We start from the raw sequence: 18,831 nt of genomic DNA, 5'->3' as shown, positions 1-18,831 counted from the left end.
TGCGCAGCATAGCGCCGGTCCCGTTTTAATGGAGTGCTGCTGATGTCTTATTCTGATACACCTGAACAGGCCGCTATTATCGGCTGGTCTGGTCATCGCCTGGTCGTCAGAGCGTTTGCCGGTACGGGTAAAACGTCCACCCTGGTGCGCTATGCCCTGGCGAACCCCAATAGCAGGATGCTCTATCTTGCGTATAACCGCGCGGTCAGAGATGAAGCCGAACAAAAATTCCCCTTCAACGTTGAGTGCAAAACGTCGCATCAGCTGGCCTGGCCCAACTTCGGTCGTCATTACCAGACGCGGTTAGCAGGGAATCTGCGGATCACTGACGTTGCCCGCCAGCTCAATACCCGTCACTGGCCGTTGGCCAGAACGGCCATCATGACCTTCAATGCTTTTTTGTGCAGTGGTGACCACGAATTTGGGCCGCAACACCTGCCGGATGAGGATGACCGCAGCGGGTTATCAGCAGGCCGGACCCTGGCCGCTGCACAGCAGCTGTGGCGCGAATCCGCGCGCCAGGATGGCACATTCCCGGTCACGCACGATGTCTATCTCAAGCTGTATCAGCTTTCTCAGCCAGATCTCTCAAAACGCTGGCAAACGTTGCTGTTCGACGAGGCGCAGGATGCCAATCCGGTGACACAGAGCCTGGTGCTGGCGCAGAACTGTAATGTAGTGCTGGTCGGCGATCGTCATCAGCAGATTTACCGCTTCCGAGGTGCCGAAAATGCCCTCGATGCGCCGGCATTGGTTGACGCTGAACGGTTGAATCTGACCCACAGCTTCCGGTTTGGACCTGCGGTGGCCAGCGTGGCTAACATGCTGCTGGCCCGCCAGGGAGAAACGCTGTCCGTAGTGGGCGATGGCGGGGAAGACGCGGTGGTCACACGCCTTCCAGACGAGCATCGGGGAGAGCACGTCACGGTATTAAGCCGAACCGTTGCCGGCGTGATTGGCGCGGCGCTGGATGCCAGCCTGGCAGGACAAAAGGTGTTTTGGGTCGGCGGTATCGCCGGCTACAAGACTGAGGAGCTCGAGGACCTGTACTGGTTCTCTGCAGACATGCCGGAACGTATGCGCTCGCCGGCGTTGTCGCGGGAGTACCGTGATTTTGAGGAATTCGAATCGGTGGCCAAGGCCACGAAAGATCCGGAAATGAACCAGGGTTTACGCCTGCTTGAACAGTATTTCCCGTTGCCGCAGAAACTGCAGGTGATGCGTGAGCATGCGGTGAAGGAGGAAACCCATGCCCAGGTTACGGTGTCGACAGCGCACCGCAGTAAGGGATTGGAATGGCCGGTGGTCGCCCTGAACGAAGACTTTGCCGACATCACCGACCCGATGTTGCCTGATGATGAACGTACCGATGAAACCAATCTGTTGTATGTGGCGGTGACTCGCGCACGAAAAGTTCTGGTCATTAACGGGTTGCTGCAGGTACTCCTTGATGAAGACGCCGCGGATGACGGGGAAGGGGATATGCCGGCATGTTGAAGGCCATCAAGGAACTGCTGATCGGCACGGCGCCGACCAGGGCTAAATCCTCCTCTGTGGCTTCATCACCTGCAGGACCGGCAGGGTATTTTATGCCGAAGTCCGCCACGCAGCTGCTGGACATGCCCGCCCGTAAACAGTGCCTGCAGCAGCTGTGGGAAAACAGTGCGCTGCCAAAGGATTTGTACGAGCAGTTTTATCTGCAGCCGCTGCATCACCTGGTGACTCTGATGCAGGTACTGCCGGCAGCCCGGCAAGGTGAGTATGCCAGCGAAGGGGGGCTGGTTGATATCACGCTGCAGACGACGACCTTTGCCGTTCGCCTGGCCAAGGGGCATATGTTGCCGCCTGGCGCCGCACCTGAAGATCAGTCGGCGCAAAATATTCTGTGGAACGCGGTGGTGTTTTACGCGGCGCTCTGGCGTTACCTGCCGCAATTAGACCTGGTAGAAGGCGAGTTTCAAAACGGCCGGGCGTGGTTACCTGGTGTTATGGTACCCGCTGAACCTTACCGTTTTCGGTTCAAACCGGTGGTTCCTGATCCTGTTATCACGGCAAGCCAAAGTGCGTTAATAGCGTGTCGGTTGTTGCCGGCGGAGGCGGTCAACTGGCTGTCTACCCTGCCGGCTGCAGTGCAGGCAGTGATGCTGATAGCTTCACGTCAGCCCAGTTCCCTGCCGGTGATCGATGAGATAGTCCAGGAGGCTGTCAAGCTGGCGCGCGGTGATGCCATTGGCATGGCCGCGCCAACGGCCGTTACTGGTCCTTCTTCTTCCATGCCCGTGCCGGCAGAGACATTGCCAGATCCTGTTGGAGCACCTGCTGCGCAGGTTGTGTTGGAGAGCAGTGTACCTGGTGCAGTTGTCCAAAGTGCTGTGACGGGAGAACCAGCTGCCACTAACGACCAGGAAAATGGTGCTGACACTGTAGCTGCAGTCAGCTCGGAAGAAGCCATGGCTGTTCCATCGGGGGATGTACTGCTGAGCTCCGCGTTGGATGCCCCTGTAAATGATTTGCCCCTGGCTGAGATGGTTGTTGCCCCCGAACCTGCTGTTGAGGTTGAGGAGGATATGCAGGCGCTGCTTTCGCTGATGAATGTCAGTGTATCTGCGCCGGAGGCTCCCGAGATGCAGTCTCAGGAGGACGCCCCCCAGGAGGAAGATCCTGAGCATGCACAACGTGAACGACCGGCAACAGATTTGCCCACTGTAGCGGATAGTGAGCCGGCAGTGCCAGAAAAGACACCAATCCTGACGGCAAGCGCTGCCCCCTCTAAGGATGTCGTTGCCCGTGCAGAAACAGTGATGCCTCAATCGCCTCCTGAACTAACGGAACCTGGGACAGACCAGGAAAGCGCAGTGGTCAGTGGGGAGGTTGTACCTGCCTCCGATGAGCATTCCGGGGAACTGTTCTGGCAGTGGCTGAGCGCCGGCCTGAGTTCAGGAGACATCCAGATTAATACGGTAGAGGCGAGGGTGCACCTGGTTGCCGGGTTCGTCTTTATCACGGTACCTGGAATTTTTTACCTCTATCTGAAGCAAACCGGATTAGTCGGCGATCAGCGTGAAGCATTACAGGATAGTTTCGAGCGCCTGGACAAGCATCGCCGAGTTAAGGGTAAGCGTTTTTATTTTGCGGAGTTGTATGCCAGCTCAGAACGCAAAGGATCTTTCAAGCGAACGAAAGGGTATCTCATTAAAGCCAGTTTACTCTACCGAGGCGTACCCGTACCTGACGACAGTCCGGTACTGGTTATCCCGTGATAGAGATTGCCTGTGTCTTCAAGCACGACTGCTTAGGGCACTTAATATCAACCCGGGGGTATATCATGAATAAACGAGGAATGATGGACTGGGAGACGCTACTTGAGGAGTATTTCTTCTCGAAGCCGTTACGACCAGATACGGAGAAAAGCTATCGCGGTGTTGTGGCCGTTTTCCAAAAGTTTATTGGCGAAGATAAGTTTCCAGACGAAGTGACGCATCGTGATTTTATTCTATGGCGCAGGGACATGCTTGGACGAGGGCTGACTACCAGCACCTGGAATAATAAGGTACGCCATCTTCAGGCGCTTTATAACCAGGGGATCAAGAAAAAATGGCTCTTGATATCTGAGAACCCAGTTAAGGAAACTCAGGTTCCTCCTGGTAGTAAAAGGAAAAGGTTGCTCAATCGTGACCAACTGGTGAGGCTGAATCTGGTGTTGGAACAATTTGAAGGACAGGAAAAATTGAGTGTTGGCAAGAATCGTCCATGCGCCCTTTACCCTGTATGGTTCTGGAGGACTGTCATTGACGTTCTGCGTTCGACTGGGATGCGACAAAACCAGTTGTTACATATCCGTCTGATGGATGTTGATATGGAGGCAAATTCGATATTGTTGTGCAGGGAAGGGAGTAAAACGCATCGCGAATGGCTTGTCCCGATAGTCGGCTTTGCGCGTGAACGGATGCGAATATTAATCAACAGGGCAATCAATCAGGGGGCTGAGCCGGGAGATTATCTGTTCGACGTGAAGCGATTTAAAAATCCTTTGGGGCTAGTCGGCCCGGAACCTGAGATACAACCGGTGCGCTCTTTTTTCACGCGACTGACAAAAGAGTGTGGTTTTAAGGTCACACCACATCGTTTCCGACATACTCTGGCGACTGAGATGATGAAATCTCCTGAGCGCAATCTGGCCATGGTTAAAAATCTTTTGGGGCACCGCAGCGTGAGTACCACTATGGAATATATTGAGCTGGATCTGAAGATAACAGGACAGGCATTGGAAAGTGAGCTGGCGCTTTATATGGATATACCCCGAATACCAGCAACAGGCACCGGGGTATCTTGACATAACTTTAATAAGCTGTAAAAATAGCCAGTGATCGAGAAAAGGACGCCTGTGTCCAACCACAGGCATCCTTTTTAAGAGGAACCTAATCATCAATCTCGATAGTGCAGTTAACAACACTTCGATTTTGACTTGCAAAGCTCCTTTGTTCCGCCCGTTAAAGGTATGCCTCTAACTAGCGTGCTTTCATGCAGAATTAGTGGTGCCCGGACTCGGAATCGAACCAAGGACACGGGGATTTTCAATCCCCTGCTCTACCGACTGAGCTATCCGGGCAACGGGGCGCATTAAACCGTAATCTGCACATCTCGTCAACCTAATTTCAGTAAAAGCGATTCAACTGCTTAAGATTGCGGCAAATCGCTTCTTTTCTGTGTTTCTGTCAGGTCAATGCACCACCCTGGCGGCAGCGGGCGAAGCGCAGGATATCTTCCGCCAGCCGATGTGCAGTGTCGACATCCGCCTGGCTACGGTTCACCAGCATTCGGCTTAAACAGCCTTCCAGCACCAGTTCCATCTGCTTTGCTACCATCGCCGGATCGTCAACTTCCAGCGTGGTTAACAGTTCGTGGGTGAAATCGTAGGCCGCGCTTTTTTGCTGATCGGCCAGTTGATGAATAGGGTGGCCAGGATCGGGATAAAACGTACAGGCAGCGATAAATAGACAGCCCGGATAGCGGTTGTTTTTAACGCACTCCGATAACGCCTGATAACGTGCCAGCAGCTTTTGTTCGGCGGTTTGCGTTTCGTCCAGCATCAGCTGACGACGCCAGACATCTATCTGTTGGCTAAGATAACGCAGCGCATCGTAGAGGATTGCCTCTTTGTCTGGCCAGAAGCGGCGCAGCTCGTCCAGTGGATAATCCACACGTTCAGCAACCATCTCCAGCGTGGTGTTGGCAATCCCTTGTAATTCTAATAATTTCAGGGCTTCTCCCAGTACATCTTCACGTTGCACGCTATTTTCCTCCGTCTTTCCCACTGCAAGTGTCGTTCACGGTTGGCGATCGCGCAAATGTGCGCTGAAGGTTTCAGCATCCATAAAGCCCGTGACGCGTGCTTGTGGATGCTCCTGGCCTTGTCCGTCAAAAAAGAGAATTGTCGGTAGGCCAAGGACATTAAGATGCTTTAACAGCGCCACATCTTGTGCGTCGTTAGCAGTGACGTTGGCCTGAAGTAAGACCGTGTCTGCTAACGCTTTTTGCACCTGCGGGTCGCTGAAGGTGTATTTCTCAAACTCTTTACAGGCGACGCACCAGTCGGCATAAAGATCTAACATCACCGGTTTGCCTTTGGCTTCAACGAGCGCCTGATTTAACTCATCTACCGTTTTGATTTGTGTAAAGTTGAGATGCGTCTGAGTTTGCGCGGTATGCGTCGCACCAAATGCCCAATCCTGAAGTGGGCGCACGCTAACCAATGCCGCTGCCAGCAGAATAATTTGCACAATACGCATCCAGCCGCGTTTAGCCTGTAGGCTGGTGATAAAGGCCCAGCCAAAGAATGCGACACCCAGCGCCGACCACAAGCGTAATCCCCATACATCACCAATCACTCGCTCCAGCAGGAAGACCGGCAGTGCGAGGATCACAAAACCAAACGCGGTTTTGACTTGTTCCATCCACGGGCCGCTTTTCGGCAGCAAGCGGTTACCAAAGACGGTAATTAGCATCAGCGGCAGGCCCATGCCCAACGCATAGAGATAAAGCGTGCCGCCGCCCAGCCACATGTTCCCGCTTTGGGCGATATACAGCAGAATCGCGCTAAGCGGTGCGGTGGTGCATGGTGAACAGATCAGTCCGGCAATCGCCCCCATAACAAACACACCGCCAGGTGAGCCGCCCTGTTGGCGATTGCTCATCAACGTGAGACGTGTTTGCAGCGAAGAGGGGAGTTGTAGAGTAAACAAGCCAAACATTGACATCGCCAGCAAGGTAAAGACGATGGCGAGGCCAATGAGCACGTATGGGTGCTGTAGCGCCGCCTGGAACTGTAACCCTGCGGCGGCAACTACCAGACCCAGCGCCGTGTAAGTCAGTGCCATCCCCTGCACATAAATAAAGGTCAGCAACAATGCTCTGGCAGTGGAGAGCCGCTGTTTACCACCCAGCACGATGCCAGAAATCAGTGGGTACATTGGCAGCACGCATGGCGTAAAGGCGATACCAATACCGATCAACAACGCCCAGAGCGCGGAAAAGGGCAATTGCGCGGTGTGCTGCTCTTGCTGCGGAACAGACACAGGCTGTGACGCTGCGTTGTTGGCTACCACTTCGCTTAACGGAACGGTTTTGGTTTCTGGCGGATAACAGAAACCGGCATCAGCACAGCCCTGGTAGGTGACAGTTAACGTCGCTCCCGCACTCGCCTGGTTGATGGTTACGGGAAGCGTCAGCCGATCGCGGTAAATCTCGCTTTTGCCGTAAAACTCATCTTCATGCCAGACGCCTTGCGGCAGCTGCACGTCGGCAATTTTCGCGTGTTCCGGCGTAATGCGGATCTGTTTACGGTAGAGGTAGTAACCGTCTTTGATCTGCCAGGTCAGATTCAGGTCATGTTGGTTTTGCTGAAAATCAAAAGCAAAGGCTTGATCCGCGGGGACAAAATGTGAACGTCCCGGCGCGTCGAATAATCCGGCAAAAACGGAAGTGCTGCAAAGTAGCAGGATCAGCGTAAAGATGCGTTGAGCCATGAGAGGTAATCTGTGTCTCCGTGTGTAACAGGTAAAACCAGAAGTTCCGGGGTTTGATATGGATGATGAGACTTCAGGCATTCCAGCAGTGCCTGCTGGTGAGATACGGTAGTTTTTAAAATCATCTGCACTTCGTATTCTTGCTCCAGCTTACCTTCCCAGTAATAGAGAGAGGTAGCGCCGGGGATCAAGGTCGCGCAGGCCGCCAGTTTTTCCGCCAGCACTTTGGCGGCTAAATCCTGGGCTGTCGCTTCATCTGGTGCCGTACATAGCACCACGACAGACGCGGTATTCGAACTTTTTTCATCAAGCATAAACACCTCGCAAGAACAGATGGAACCGCAAGAGAGAGGTCACTATACAACGGACGGGGGAAGGATGTTAGTCGGCGGGAAAGAAAGCGGGGCGTGAACGCCCCGCGATTGGTCATTACAGCATGAAGCTACCCAGCACGAAGCCGAAGCAAACGGCCAGGGCAACACCCAGAGTACCCGGGATGAAGAACGGATGGTTGAAGACGAATTTACCGATACGGGTAGTACCCGTGTCATCCATCTGTACCGCAGCAACCAGCGTCGGATAGGTCGGCAGAATGAACAGACCAGACACCGCAGCGAAAGAAGCAACAGCGGTCAGCGGAGAAACGTTCAGTGCCAGAGCCATCGGCATCAGTGCTTTTGCGGTTGCAGCCTGAGAGTACAGCAGAGCAGAAGCAAAGAAGAAGATGACGGCCAGCAGCCACGGATGACCCTGAATCACTTCACCAGCGGTATCTTTGATCCAGTCGATGTTGTTGGAAACGAAAGTATCGCCCAGCCACGCAACACCCAGGATACAAATACAGGCGCTCATACCTGCTTTGAAGGTGCTGGAGTTGAGGATGTTGTCGGTATCGACTTTACAGATAACGGTGGTCAGAGTTGCAACGCTGAGCATGATGATCAGGATTGCGTTGGTGGTGTTCATCAGCGGTTTTTCAACCAGACCCATGCTTGGGCTGTTGATGATTGCATAGATAACCACGCCAACTACGCCCAGCAGGAACAGCCAAACGGACGTTTTTGCACCGGATTTGATTTCAATCTGCTTTTCACCGCGCAGTTCAACCAGGCCCTCTTCCAGACGCTTGCGATAAATCGGATCGTCAGAGAGTTTGGAGTTGAACAGCATAGTGACCAGAAAGGACATCACCAGAACCGCCAGCAGGGTGGACGGGATGACCACGGAGAGCAGATGGAGGTAGCTGATGCCATGACCTTCCATCACGGAAGACATGTAAACCACTGCCGCTGAGATTGGCGATGCGGTGATCGCAATCTGCGCGGATACCACTGCAGTAGACAGCGGACGGCAAGGTTTAACGCCTTGTTCCTTCGCAACTTCAGCGATAACTGGCAGTGTCGCCAGAGAGATGTTGCCAGTACCAGCAAAGATTGTCAGGAAATAGGTCACGATAGGTGCGAGGATCGTGATGTATTTCGGGTTACGGCGCAGCAGCTTTTCTGTCTGATGAACCAGATAGTCCAGACCGCCAGCAACCTGCATGGCAGAAATAGCGGCGATAACCGCCATGATAATGGAAATGACATCGAACGGGATGTTACCGGGTTTAACGCCAATAGCGGCAAGAACCAGCACCCCCAATCCGCCTGCAAAACCAATACCTATTCCCCCCAATCTGGCGCCCAAGAAGATCGCCAGCAAAACTATGATGAGTTCTACAACTAGCATATTAGCCTTCCTTGTTTTTTAACAAGTTGATATTAGATTGTTGTTTTTAAGTTACTGCTCACAAGAAAAAAGGCACGTCATCTGACGTGCCTTCTTTATTTGTACTACCCTGTACGATTACTGTTCGCTTTCATCAGTATAGCGTTTTGCTTTGTAAGCCGGGTGCATCAGATTCTGTACGGAGAAAATATCGTCAAGTTCCGCTTCAGTCAACAGACCGCGTTCCAGAACGACTTCACGTACACTCTTACCGGTTTCGGCACAGATTTTACCCACGATGTCACCGTTGTGGTGACCGATGAACGGGTTCAGGTAAGTAACGATACCGATAGAGTTGTAAACGTAACCTTCGCACACTTCTTTGTTAGCAGTGATGCCGTTAATGCATTTTTCCAGCAGGTTGTAGCAAGCGTTGGTCAGAATGTGAACGGATTCGAACATAGCCTGGCCAATGACCGGCTCCATAACGTTCAACTGCAGCTGACCTGCTTCTGCTGCCATGGTAACAGTGGTGTCGTTACCGATGACTTTGAAGCATACCTGGTTAACCACTTCCGGAACAACCGGGTTTACTTTAGCTGGCATGATGGAAGAGCCCGCCTGCAGTTCCGGCAGGTTGATCTCGTTCAGGCCGGCACGTGGACCAGAAGAGAGCAAGCGCAGGTCGTTACAGATTTTGGACATCTTCACAGCCAGGCGTTTCAGCGCGCCGTGAACCATAACATAAGCGCCGCAGTCAGAGGTCGCTTCGATCAGGTCTTCAGCCGGTACGCATGGGAAGCCAGTGACTTCAGCCAGTTTTTTCACTGCCAGCGGAGAGTACTCTTTCGGCGTGTTCAGACCAGTACCGATTGCTGTTGCGCCAAGGTTAACTTCCAGCAGCAGTTCAGCGGTACGTTGGATATTTTTCACTTCTTCTTTCAGCAGGATGCTGAAAGCGCGGAATTCCTGACCGAGGGTCATCGGTACTGCGTCCTGCAGCTGGGTACGACCCATTTTCAGGATGTCCTGGAATTCGACAGCTTTACGTTCAAAGCCTTCACGCAGTTGGTTAATCGCATCTACCAGCTTAATCAGGGAAGAGTAAACTGCGATACGGAAACCGGTCGGGTAGGCGTCGTTAGTGGACTGACATTTGTTAACATGGTCGTTCGGGTTCAGGTACTGATATTCACCTTTCTGGTGACCCATCAGTTCCAGACCGATATTGGCCAGCACTTCGTTGGTGTTCATGTTTACGGAAGTACCTGCGCCGCCCTGGTAGACGTCTACCGGGAACTGATCCATGCATTTTCCGTTGTTCAGGACTTCATCACATGCGGCAATGATGGCATTCGCTACACTTTTAGGAATGGTTTGCAGCTCTTTGTTTGCCATAGCTGCGGCTTTTTTAACCATTACCATACCGCGAACAAATTCAGGAATATCACTGATTTTGTTGTTGCTGATATAGAAGTTTTCAATCGCTCTCAGAGTGTGAACACCATAGTAGGCATCAGCTGGAACTTCCCTGGTACCCAACAGATCTTCTTCGATACGAATGTTGTTTGACATGTGAACCTTCTTTTTCAAGCTGCCAATGATTTGCTTTAAACACACAGAATATATGTGGTTTCGAATGTTTTTCGACCGACGATTATCCCCTGCATCGACCGAATACCCGAGATCATATGCTGCTTGAGGATTTCTACCGTAATCTGGATCACTTTAAGTGTCGGTTTTTACCCCTTAATTATTAATTTGTGAAATAGATCACCGCTTTGGGATTACTACCAAAAATAGTTGCGCAAACATCTTGAAATTTTGCTAATGACCACAATATAAGCTGAACGCGATTCGCAACCCATTCAGGTAGCCGGGTTTTACCGGCTGCTATTACAGGAGAAACCTTTGCGCTGGTTACCTTTTATTGCCATTTTCCTTTATGTCTATATTGAGATTTCAATCTTTATTCAGGTTGCCCATGTATTGGGGGTATTGCTGACCCTCGTGCTGGTTATATTCACGTCAGTTATCGGGATGTCACTGGTACGTAACCAGGGCTTTAAGAATTTCGTGCTGATGCAGCAAAAAATGGCGGCGGGTGAAAACCCAGCGGCGGAGATGATTAAAAGTGTTTCGCTGATCATTGCCGGTTTGCTGCTTTTATTACCGGGCTTTTTCACCGACTTCCTCGGTCTTCTGCTTTTATTACCGCCGGTGCAAAAGCATCTGACAGTGAAGTTGATGCCGCATTTGCGCTTTTCTCGTATGCCAGGCGGCGGTTTTAGCGCCGGGACCGGTGGCGGTAATACTTTTGATGGTGAGTACCAGCGAAAGGATGATGAGCGCGACCGCCTTGATCATAAAGACGATCGCCAGGATTAATGTCGAAACGCCGGATTATGTGGTTATGCCATTTTCCGGCGTTTTTCGTTTTGGCAGCAACAGCCATAACCCCGCCAGCATGATCAGCGCATAGAGACTTTTCCAGCCGACCATTGCCAGTAACAGAACGCATAACAGCCCGCCAACCACCGCCAGTAGTCGATAACGTCCTTGCAATAATTTACAGCCTGCCAGCATGCATAACAGATAAATCATAATAAAGATGCCATTGGCATAAATAATAAGAGCGTCCAGATTGATCTCTAAAGCATGAATCACCAAAGTGCTCACCACGCAGCAGCCGAGCACCGCATTGAGGGCATTATTCGGGATATGGCGAGAAGAGAGGCGTGCCAGGTAGTGGTCAGGATTATGTTGCGCCTGCGACCAGACCAGGCGGGCGAAGCTCTGTATATAAATGTTGAGACTGGCAAAGCAGGCCAGATAGCCAATTACGCAGGCAATCCATAACGCTCCTACACCGAACAGTTGCACTACAATTTTTGGAAGCGATGCTGCCGCGGCCATTTGTTCACCATAGGCGTCGAAGTGTAAGACGACTACCGTACAGCCCCAGTAGACTAATCCTGCCAGCAGCAGACCAATCATCAAAGCACGAGGAAAATCACGTTCTGGATTTTTAAATTCCGAGGCAAGATGGGCAAATGCTTCCAGACCGACAAAACACCAGAACATCACTGATAACGCAGCAAATAACCCGGTAAGTTCGATATTTCCTGGCGCGGGGAAGGGGATACTCGCAGGTTTGATATCGCCCGCCCACCAGATAGCGACAATCAGTGCGACGATAAGTCCGGCAATAACGGTTTGTAGATTTGCACTGGAACTGGCACCGCGAGTACCGATATACCACACCAACGCCAGCGTACCGAGTTCTGCCAACAACAGTTGCCAGCTATGCCAGCCAAACATCGCCTGGCCGAACCCGGCGGCAATTTGTAGCGCGGCAGGCAAACCCACGGGAATGACCGATAAAAACAGCCAGCCGGTGACTCGCTCAAGCCGCGAACCAAACGCCATACCGACGAAGTGCGCGACGCCGCCTGCACTGGGATAGTGGCGACCCAGAATCGCAAACACAATCGCAATCGGGAACACTAAGATAATCAAAACGGGCCACGCCCACAGGCTGTTATTGCCCGCTACCAGCGCAGCTAACGCAGGAACGGCAAACACGCCAGTGCCTAATAATGACGTCGATAGCAGTCCAATGCCCTGGGCCAGCCCCAGTTCTTGTTTGAGTCCACTCATGGGTTGATATCCGATTGCGCCCAAATTTTGGGCAACTGCGTAGATTTTCGATGGTAGCACAATCAGATTCGCTTATGACGGCGATGAAGAAATTGCGATGAAATGTGAGGTGAATCAGGGTTTTCACCCGATTTTGTGCTGATCAGAATTTTTTTTCTTTTTCCCCCTTGAAGGGGCGAATCCTCATCCCCATTTCTCTGGTCACCAGCCGGGAAACCACGTAAGCTCCGGCGTCACCCATAACAGATACGGACTTTCTCAAAGGAGAGTTATCAATGAATATTCGTCCATTGCATGATCGCGTGATCGTCAAGCGTAAAGAAGTTGAAACTAAATCTGCTGGCGGCATCGTTCTGACCGGCTCTGCAGCGGCTAAATCCACCCGCGGCGAAGTGCTGGCTGTCGGCAATGGCCGTATCCTTGAAAATGGCGAAGTGAAGCCGCTGGATGTGAAAGTTGGCGACATCGTTATTTTCAACGATGGCTACGGTGTGAAATCTGAGAAGATCGACAATGAAGAAGTGTTGATCATGTCCGAAAGCGACATTCTGGCAATTGTTGAAGCGTAATCCTCGCACGACACTGAACATACGAATTTAAGGAATAAAGATAATGGCAGCTAAAGACGTAAAATTCGGTAACGACGCTCGTGTGAAAATGCTGCGCGGCGTAAACGTACTGGCAGATGCAGTGAAAGTTACCCTCGGTCCGAAAGGCCGTAACGTAGTTCTGGATAAATCTTTCGGTGCACCGACCATCACCAAAGATGGTGTTTCCGTTGCTCGTGAAATCGAACTGGAAGACAAGTTCGAAAACATGGGTGCGCAGATGGTGAAAGAAGTTGCCTCTAAAGCGAACGACGCTGCAGGCGACGGTACCACCACTGCAACTGTACTGGCTCAGGCTATCATCACTGAGGGTCTGAAAGCTGTTGCTGCGGGCATGAACCCGATGGACCTGAAACGTGGTATCGACAAAGCCGTTACCGCTGCAGTTGAAGAACTGAAAGCGCTGTCCGTACCGTGCTCTGACTCTAAAGCGATTGCTCAGGTTGGTACCATCTCCGCTAACTCCGACGAAACCGTAGGTAAACTGATCGCTGAAGCGATGGACAAAGTCGGTAAAGAAGGCGTTATCACCGTTGAAGACGGTACCGGTCTGCAGGACGAACTGGACGTGGTTGAAGGTATGCAGTTCGACCGTGGCTACCTGTCTCCTTACTTCATCAACAAGCCGGAAACTGGCGCAGTAGAACTGGAAAGCCCGTTCATCCTGCTGGCTGACAAGAAAATCTCTAACATCCGCGAAATGCTGCCGGTTCTGGAAGCTGTTGCCAAAGCAGGCAAACCGCTGCTGATCATCGCTGAAGATGTTGAAGGCGAAGCGCTGGCAACTCTGGTTGTTAACACCATGCGTGGCATCGTGAAAGTTGCTGCGGTTAAAGCTCCGGGCTTCGGCGATCGTCGTAAAGCTATGCTGCAGGATATCGCAACCCTGACTGGCGGTACCGTAATCTCTGAAGAGATCGGTATGGAGCTGGAAAAAGCAACCCTGGAAGACCTGGGTCAGGCTAAACGTGTTGTGATCAACAAAGACACCACCACTATCATCGATGGCGTGGGTGAAGAAGCTGCAATCCAGGGCCGTGTTGCTCAGATCCGTCAGCAGATTGAAGAAGCAACTTCTGACTACGACCGTGAAAAACTGCAGGAACGCGTAGCGAAACTGGCAGGCGGCGTTGCAGTTATCAAAGTAGGTGCTGCTACCGAAGTTGAAATGAAAGAGAAAAAAGCACGCGTTGAAGACGCCCTGCACGCGACCCGTGCTGCGGTAGAAGAAGGCGTGGTTGCTGGTGGTGGTGTTGCGCTGATCCGCGTAGCGTCTAAACTGGCTGACCTGCGTGGTCAGAACGAAGACCAGAACGTGGGTATCAAAGTTGCACTGCGTGCAATGGAAGCTCCGCTGCGTCAGATCGTCCTGAACTGCGGCGAAGAACCGTCTGTTGTTGCTAACACCGTTAAAGGCGGCGACGGCAACTACGGTTACAACGCAGCAACCGAAGAATACGGCAACATGATCGACATGGGTATCCTGGACCCAACCAAAGTAACCCGTTCTGCTCTGCAGTACGCGGCTTCTGTGGCTGGCCTGATGATCACCACCGAGTGCATGGTTACCGACCTGCCGAAAAATGATGCAGCTGACTTAGGCGCTGCTGGCGGTATGGGCGGCATGGGTGGCATGGGCGGCATGATGTAATTGCCCTGCACCTCGCAGAAATAAACAAACCCCCGGGCAGAAATGTCTGGGGGTTTTTCTTTTGGTCATCTTTCTAGTATAAGATTCAGACACGGACGACGCGAGTGGCGTCCAGCTCATTGATTATGGGGAATAACATGCACGTAAAATACTTAGCAGGGATTGTCGGTGCCGCGCTACTGATGGCGGGTTGTAGCTCCAGCAACGAATTGAGTGCTGCCGGTCAGAGTGTACGCATTGTGGACGAGCAGCCAGGCGCAGAGTGCCAGCTGATTGGTACTGCGACAGGTAAGCAAAGCAACTGGCTTTCCGGGCAACACGGAGAAGAGGGCGGTTCTATGCGCGGCGCAGCAAACGATCTGCGCAACCAGGCGGCTGCAATGGGCGGTAACGTGATTTATGGCATCAGCAGCCCGTCGCAGGGAATGTTGTCCAGTTTTGTCCCGACGGATAGCCAGATTATCGGTCAGGTTTATAAGTGCCCGAACTGATGTGATCCAGAGGCTGGGTGACAAACGTATTATTGCCTGATGCGCTTCGCTTATCAGGCCTACAGCAGGCATTGCAACTGATTGAATGCTTGAGAATTTGTAGGCCGGATAAGGCGTTTACGCCGCATCCGGCATGACCAACGATCACGTTATCAGTCATTTCAGGCTGGATGGCTCCAGCCTCGCATTAGCAAAGATGAGATTATTTCGCCTGTGGTGCAGTTTTGCTGGTGGATTGAACACGTAAGTGATGCAGCGCGCGTAAGCATTGATCCTGGGTTAGCGGTTGGGCGTTATTCGCCGCTACGGTGCGAACATAGACCTGACATGGCACACCCGCGAGTTTTTTCAGTCGTGGGCTGAAATCAAGCATTCGGCGAGTGATCGCCTCTATTTCTTTACCCGGCGTTGCTTCACGCGTTTTCACCACTGCGCCGCTAAATTGTTCTTTGCCACTTTCATCTTTAAAGCGGTAAAGCACCGCCAGATAATGGTCGAACAGGTTATGTTTCCATTCCGGTTGGGAATAGGTGTCATATTCCAGATTGCCATTTTCTTGGCAGTCAACGTCATATAACGGCAGGAAATCTAACAGTGAGGTAATACGTAATGCCAGTTCACGCATTTCCGCATTATTAATTGCATGAATGATTGCTCGCGCCAGCATTTCAATCTGCAACTCATTGACGACTAACTCACATTTGCTACCGTCATGTAGCGTTAATACGAAGGTAAGATTTTCGCCTTGATTATCGGTAAGTTCCAGCGTGTTAACCCGACGATTAATATCGGCATTTTTAAGCTCATCAACCAGAATTTCTGGGATGTTTTCTGCCATTTTCTTAATGACTTTATCGCGAGCTTGCTCATACTGAAGGCGTGCAGCAGCATCCAGTTTATGCTTTTGATGCAGACGACTTTCCAGCGCAATCAGCAGGTCGCGCAGTTCCATGACAGACATAAAGAACAACGATTCTTTATTGCGAGGTTCTTTAATTTTCAGCGCCAGTGCAATGAAATTATTACTCTTGCGAATAACACCGGTATTAACACCCTTGATGCTTATGGCCATGTAGGTTCTCCCTAACTATTTCTCAATTAAATAATTAATTTTAATTTATAAGCCAGATAAATGGGCTTGGTAGTAATAGTTGTTAAAATAACATAAATAGCCGTGCTCACTCTATATAAACAGAAAAGAAAGGTTAATTATTGGTGTTAGCTATATAAAAAGTAACAACAGCAATGCATATGAATAATTAAAGGTTATGCAACGGGCAAAGATTAAATTTCTCAGTTTAATGACAGGTTGCTGTACTTGCGTTTGTTGCTCTTGCCGGATGCGGCGTAAACGCCTTATCCGGCCTACAGTTCATGCAAATCCATTCAATTTCAATGCACGATGTAGGCCTGATAAGCGTAGCGCATCAGGCAATTTTAATGTTTAACTTCCCTGTTTAATCAGTTACTGCTGGCGTAGCTGGAGATCCAGCGGCGTTTTGCTGGGTTCGCCGCCGATTTCTCGCGCCAGTTTCGGCACCAGATATCCCGACACCAATGTCAGCAACTCACGCATAATCTGCCGTGCTTCGTCATCACTCACCATAAAATGCGCCGCGCCCTGTACTTTATCGAGCACATGCAGGTAATACGGCATCACGCCGGCATCGAACAACGCATTACTCAGGTTTGCCAGCGTTTGTGCGTTATCGTTCACATCACGTAACAGAACGCTCTGGTTCAGCAAAGTAACGCCTACCCGGCGCAACTTAGCCATCGCCTGACGGAATGTTTCATCTATCTCATTGGCATGGTTGATGTGATTCACCAGCAAGATTTGCAGCGTAGAATGTGAAAAGCGTTCAACCAGCGCATCTGTGATGCGTGCCGGGATCACAATCGGCAGACGGCTGTGAATCCGCAGACGTTTGATATGCGGGATGGCTTCCAGTTGTGTGAGCAACCAGTCCAGCTCGTGATCTTTCGCCATCAGCGGATCGCCGCCAGAGAAAATCATCTCGTCCAGTTCCGGATGCGCAGCAACATACTCAAGTGCAGTCTGCCAGTTACGCTTGTTGCCCTGATTTTCGGCATAGGGGAAGTGGCGACGGAAGCAATAGCGGCAATTTACCGCGCAGCCGCCTTTGACCAGCAAAAGCGCCCGGTTGTGGTATTTATGCAACAAACCAGGCACTACGCTGTGCTGTTCTTCCAGTGGGTCGGTGGAGAATCCGGACGCGACGACAAACTCATCTTGCGAGGTAAGTACCTGACGCAAAAGAGGATCGTCCGGATTGCCTTTCTCCATGCGATCGATAAATGAGCGGGGCACACGCAGGGCAAACAGCTTTTTGGCGCTGCGTCCGGCCAACAGTTTTTCGTCCGCGTCTATATTCAAAAGACGCAGAAGTTCATCAGGATCGGTCACAACATCGGCAAGTTGCGTTAACCAATCTTCTCTGGATGGGGTATTTAGGGTTACAATATGCGCCATTTTGTGGCTTAGCTACCAATTAACAAATTTCAGAGGGCCTTATGGCAACGTACTATAGCAACGATTTTCGTGCTGGTCTTAAAATCATGTTAGACGGCGAACCTTACGCGGTTGAAGCGAGTGAATTCGTAAAACCGGGTAAAGGCCAGGCATTTGCTCGCGTTAAACTGCGTCGTCTGCTGACCGGTACTCGCGTAGAAAAAACCTTCAAATCTACTGATTCCGCTGAAGGCGCTGATGTTGTCGATATGAACCTGACTTACCTGTACAACGACGGTGAGTTCTGGCACTTCATGAACAACGAAACTTTCGAGCAGCTGTCTGCTGATGCAAAAGCAATTGGCGATAACGCTAAATGGCTGCTGGATCAGGCAGAGTGTATCGTAACTCTGTGGAATGGTCAGCCGATCTCCGTTACTCCGCCGAACTTCGTTGAACTGGAAATCGTTGATACCGATCCGGGCCTGAAAGGTGATACCGCAGGTACTGGCGGCAAACCGGCTACCCTGTCTACTGGCGCTGTGGTTAAGGTTCCGCTGTTCGTACAAATCGGCGAAGTCATCAAAGTGGATACCCGCTCTGGTGAATACGTCTCTCGCGTGAAGTAATGCGGTTGTGGTGCGGCCTGCAGGCTGCACCATCACTTATTCAGGTCAGAGATGATGAAACGCCTTATCGTTCTTGTTTTGCTTGCCAGCACGCTGCTCACGGGCTGTAACACCGCTCGCGGTTTCGGCGAAGACATCAAACATCTCGGCAACTCCATCTCTCGCGCTGCCAGCTAATTTTTCTTCTCTTCCGAAAAATCATCAGATTTCCGTCATTTTTGGCGATGTTGTCTATTATTAATTTGCTATAGGCAAACATAAATAACATTACCTAAAAGGAAGACGTTATGGTGAAGAAGACAATTGCAGCGATCTTTTCTGTTCTGGTGCTTTCAACAGTATTAACTGCCTGCAACACCACGCGTGGCGTTGGTGAAGACATTTCTGATGGCGGTAACGCGATTTCTGGCGCAGCAACGAAAGCGCAGCAATAGCAATAAGCAATAACGGTACGACAGCTGTGTCGTGCCGTTTGTTTTTTCTGCGATAGTCACTAAGGTAATAGTTGAAATTCCCCTGCCACCTGGCAAAATATCCGTTCAACCATCAGCTTTGCAGGACGACCTGCAAACGCGTCTTTTCAC

Annotated in this window: 18 protein-coding genes and 1 tRNA gene; 10 read left to right on the top strand and 9 right to left on the bottom strand. The window is 51.2% G+C overall.

Annotation, left to right across the window (positions count from 1 at the left end):
• Positions 1-42 precede the first annotated feature (42 nt).
• The 3 genes from ACU8XX_RS22040 to ACU8XX_RS22030 all read left to right on the top strand — a co-directional run bounded on the left by ACU8XX_RS22040 (position 43) and on the right by ACU8XX_RS22030 (position 4,333).
• A complete protein-coding gene (locus tag ACU8XX_RS22040; protein ID WP_446908316.1) occupies positions 43-1,497 on the top strand; it encodes a UvrD-helicase domain-containing protein in 1,455 nt (484 codons plus the stop codon).
• A complete protein-coding gene (locus tag ACU8XX_RS22035; protein ID WP_446908315.1) occupies positions 1,491-3,260 on the top strand; it encodes a TraI domain-containing protein in 1,770 nt (589 codons plus the stop codon). Before ACU8XX_RS22040 ends, ACU8XX_RS22035 begins: the two co-directional genes overlap by 7 nt.
• A gap of 65 nt (positions 3,261-3,325) precedes the next feature.
• On the top strand, positions 3,326-4,333 hold the full coding sequence (locus tag ACU8XX_RS22030) for a tyrosine-type recombinase/integrase (RefSeq protein ID WP_446908314.1): 1,008 nt from the start codon (positions 3,326-3,328) through the stop codon (positions 4,331-4,333).
• A 200-nt stretch (positions 4,334-4,533) separates the two neighbouring features.
• On the opposite strand, the gene ACU8XX_RS22025 is transcribed toward ACU8XX_RS22030, so the two are convergent.
• The 6 genes from ACU8XX_RS22025 to aspA all read right to left on the bottom strand — a co-directional run bounded on the left by ACU8XX_RS22025 (position 4,534) and on the right by aspA (position 10,310).
• Positions 4,534-4,609, bottom strand: a tRNA-Phe gene (locus ACU8XX_RS22025).
• A 106-nt stretch (positions 4,610-4,715) separates the two neighbouring features.
• Entirely contained in the window at positions 4,716-5,291 is a 576-nt protein-coding gene (locus ACU8XX_RS22020; protein ID WP_001188520.1) for a transcriptional regulator, read from the bottom strand.
• A gap of 36 nt (positions 5,292-5,327) precedes the next feature.
• Positions 5,328-7,025, bottom strand: coding sequence for a protein-disulfide reductase DsbD (gene dsbD / locus ACU8XX_RS22015; protein ID WP_000068902.1), 1,698 nt, complete (start codon positions 7,023-7,025; stop codon positions 5,328-5,330).
• Positions 7,001-7,339, bottom strand: a complete 339-nt coding sequence (cutA, locus tag ACU8XX_RS22010; protein WP_000883400.1) for a divalent cation tolerance protein CutA — start codon at positions 7,337-7,339, stop codon at positions 7,001-7,003. The genes dsbD and cutA overlap by 25 nt, the downstream gene beginning before the upstream one ends.
• Positions 7,340-7,454: 115 nt before the next feature.
• Positions 7,455-8,756, bottom strand: coding sequence for an anaerobic C4-dicarboxylate transporter DcuA (gene dcuA / locus ACU8XX_RS22005; protein ID WP_000961959.1), 1,302 nt, complete (start codon positions 8,754-8,756; stop codon positions 7,455-7,457).
• Positions 8,757-8,873: 117 nt separating this feature from the next.
• Complete coding sequence (aspA, locus tag ACU8XX_RS22000; protein WP_000069437.1) at positions 8,874-10,310, bottom strand: aspartate ammonia-lyase; 1,437 nt, start codon at positions 10,308-10,310, stop codon at positions 8,874-8,876.
• A 336-nt stretch (positions 10,311-10,646) separates the two neighbouring features.
• Between aspA and ACU8XX_RS21995 the strand changes: the two genes are divergently transcribed.
• On the top strand, positions 10,647-11,123 hold the full coding sequence (locus ACU8XX_RS21995) for an FxsA family protein (protein ID WP_001267448.1): 477 nt from the start codon (positions 10,647-10,649) through the stop codon (positions 11,121-11,123).
• A 15-nt stretch (positions 11,124-11,138) separates the two neighbouring features.
• Here the strand turns inward: ACU8XX_RS21995 and yjeH are convergent, their stop codons facing one another.
• Complete coding sequence (gene yjeH / locus ACU8XX_RS21990; protein WP_000015853.1) at positions 11,139-12,395, bottom strand: L-methionine/branched-chain amino acid transporter; 1,257 nt, start codon at positions 12,393-12,395, stop codon at positions 11,139-11,141.
• A 275-nt stretch (positions 12,396-12,670) separates the two neighbouring features.
• Here yjeH and ACU8XX_RS21985 point away from each other — a divergent pair, with 275 nt between their 5' ends.
• From ACU8XX_RS21985 to ACU8XX_RS21975, 3 genes are all read left to right on the top strand, one after another.
• Positions 12,671-12,964: a co-chaperone GroES gene (locus ACU8XX_RS21985; protein WP_001026276.1), complete on the top strand. Its 294-nt coding sequence runs from the start codon at positions 12,671-12,673 to the stop codon at positions 12,962-12,964.
• A gap of 43 nt (positions 12,965-13,007) precedes the next feature.
• A complete protein-coding gene (groL, locus tag ACU8XX_RS21980) occupies positions 13,008-14,654 on the top strand; it encodes a chaperonin GroEL (RefSeq protein WP_000729117.1) in 1,647 nt (548 codons plus the stop codon).
• 137 nt (positions 14,655-14,791) lie between these two features.
• Entirely contained in the window at positions 14,792-15,145 is a 354-nt protein-coding gene (locus ACU8XX_RS21975) for a DUF4156 domain-containing protein (protein WP_000558209.1), read from the top strand.
• A gap of 202 nt (positions 15,146-15,347) precedes the next feature.
• On the opposite strand, the gene ACU8XX_RS21970 is transcribed toward ACU8XX_RS21975, so the two are convergent.
• Positions 15,348-16,217, bottom strand: coding sequence for a YjeJ family protein (locus tag ACU8XX_RS21970; protein ID WP_001008049.1), 870 nt, complete (start codon positions 16,215-16,217; stop codon positions 15,348-15,350).
• Positions 16,218-16,610: 393 nt separating this feature from the next.
• Positions 16,611-17,639, bottom strand: a complete 1,029-nt coding sequence (epmB, locus tag ACU8XX_RS21965; protein WP_000940526.1) for an EF-P beta-lysylation protein EpmB — start codon at positions 17,637-17,639, stop codon at positions 16,611-16,613.
• 41 nt (positions 17,640-17,680) lie between these two features.
• Here epmB and efp point away from each other — a divergent pair, with 41 nt between their 5' ends.
• The 3 genes from efp to ecnB all read left to right on the top strand — a co-directional run bounded on the left by efp (position 17,681) and on the right by ecnB (position 18,681).
• Positions 17,681-18,247 carry an elongation factor P gene (gene efp, locus ACU8XX_RS21960; protein ID WP_000257278.1) on the top strand — a complete coding sequence of 189 codons (567 nt, stop codon included), beginning with the start codon at positions 17,681-17,683 and terminating at the stop codon, positions 18,245-18,247.
• A gap of 51 nt (positions 18,248-18,298) precedes the next feature.
• A complete protein-coding gene (gene ecnA / locus ACU8XX_RS21955; protein WP_000977757.1) occupies positions 18,299-18,424 on the top strand; it encodes a lipoprotein antitoxin entericidin A in 126 nt (41 codons plus the stop codon).
• Positions 18,425-18,534: 110 nt separating this feature from the next.
• Entirely contained in the window at positions 18,535-18,681 is a 147-nt protein-coding gene (gene ecnB, locus ACU8XX_RS21950) for a lipoprotein toxin entericidin B (RefSeq protein ID WP_000239596.1), read from the top strand.
• Positions 18,682-18,831: the final 150 nt, after the last annotated feature.

This window comes from Escherichia sp. MAL-1, from assembly GCF_052948035.1.
This window is presented reverse-complemented; position numbering and strand designations above follow the sequence as displayed.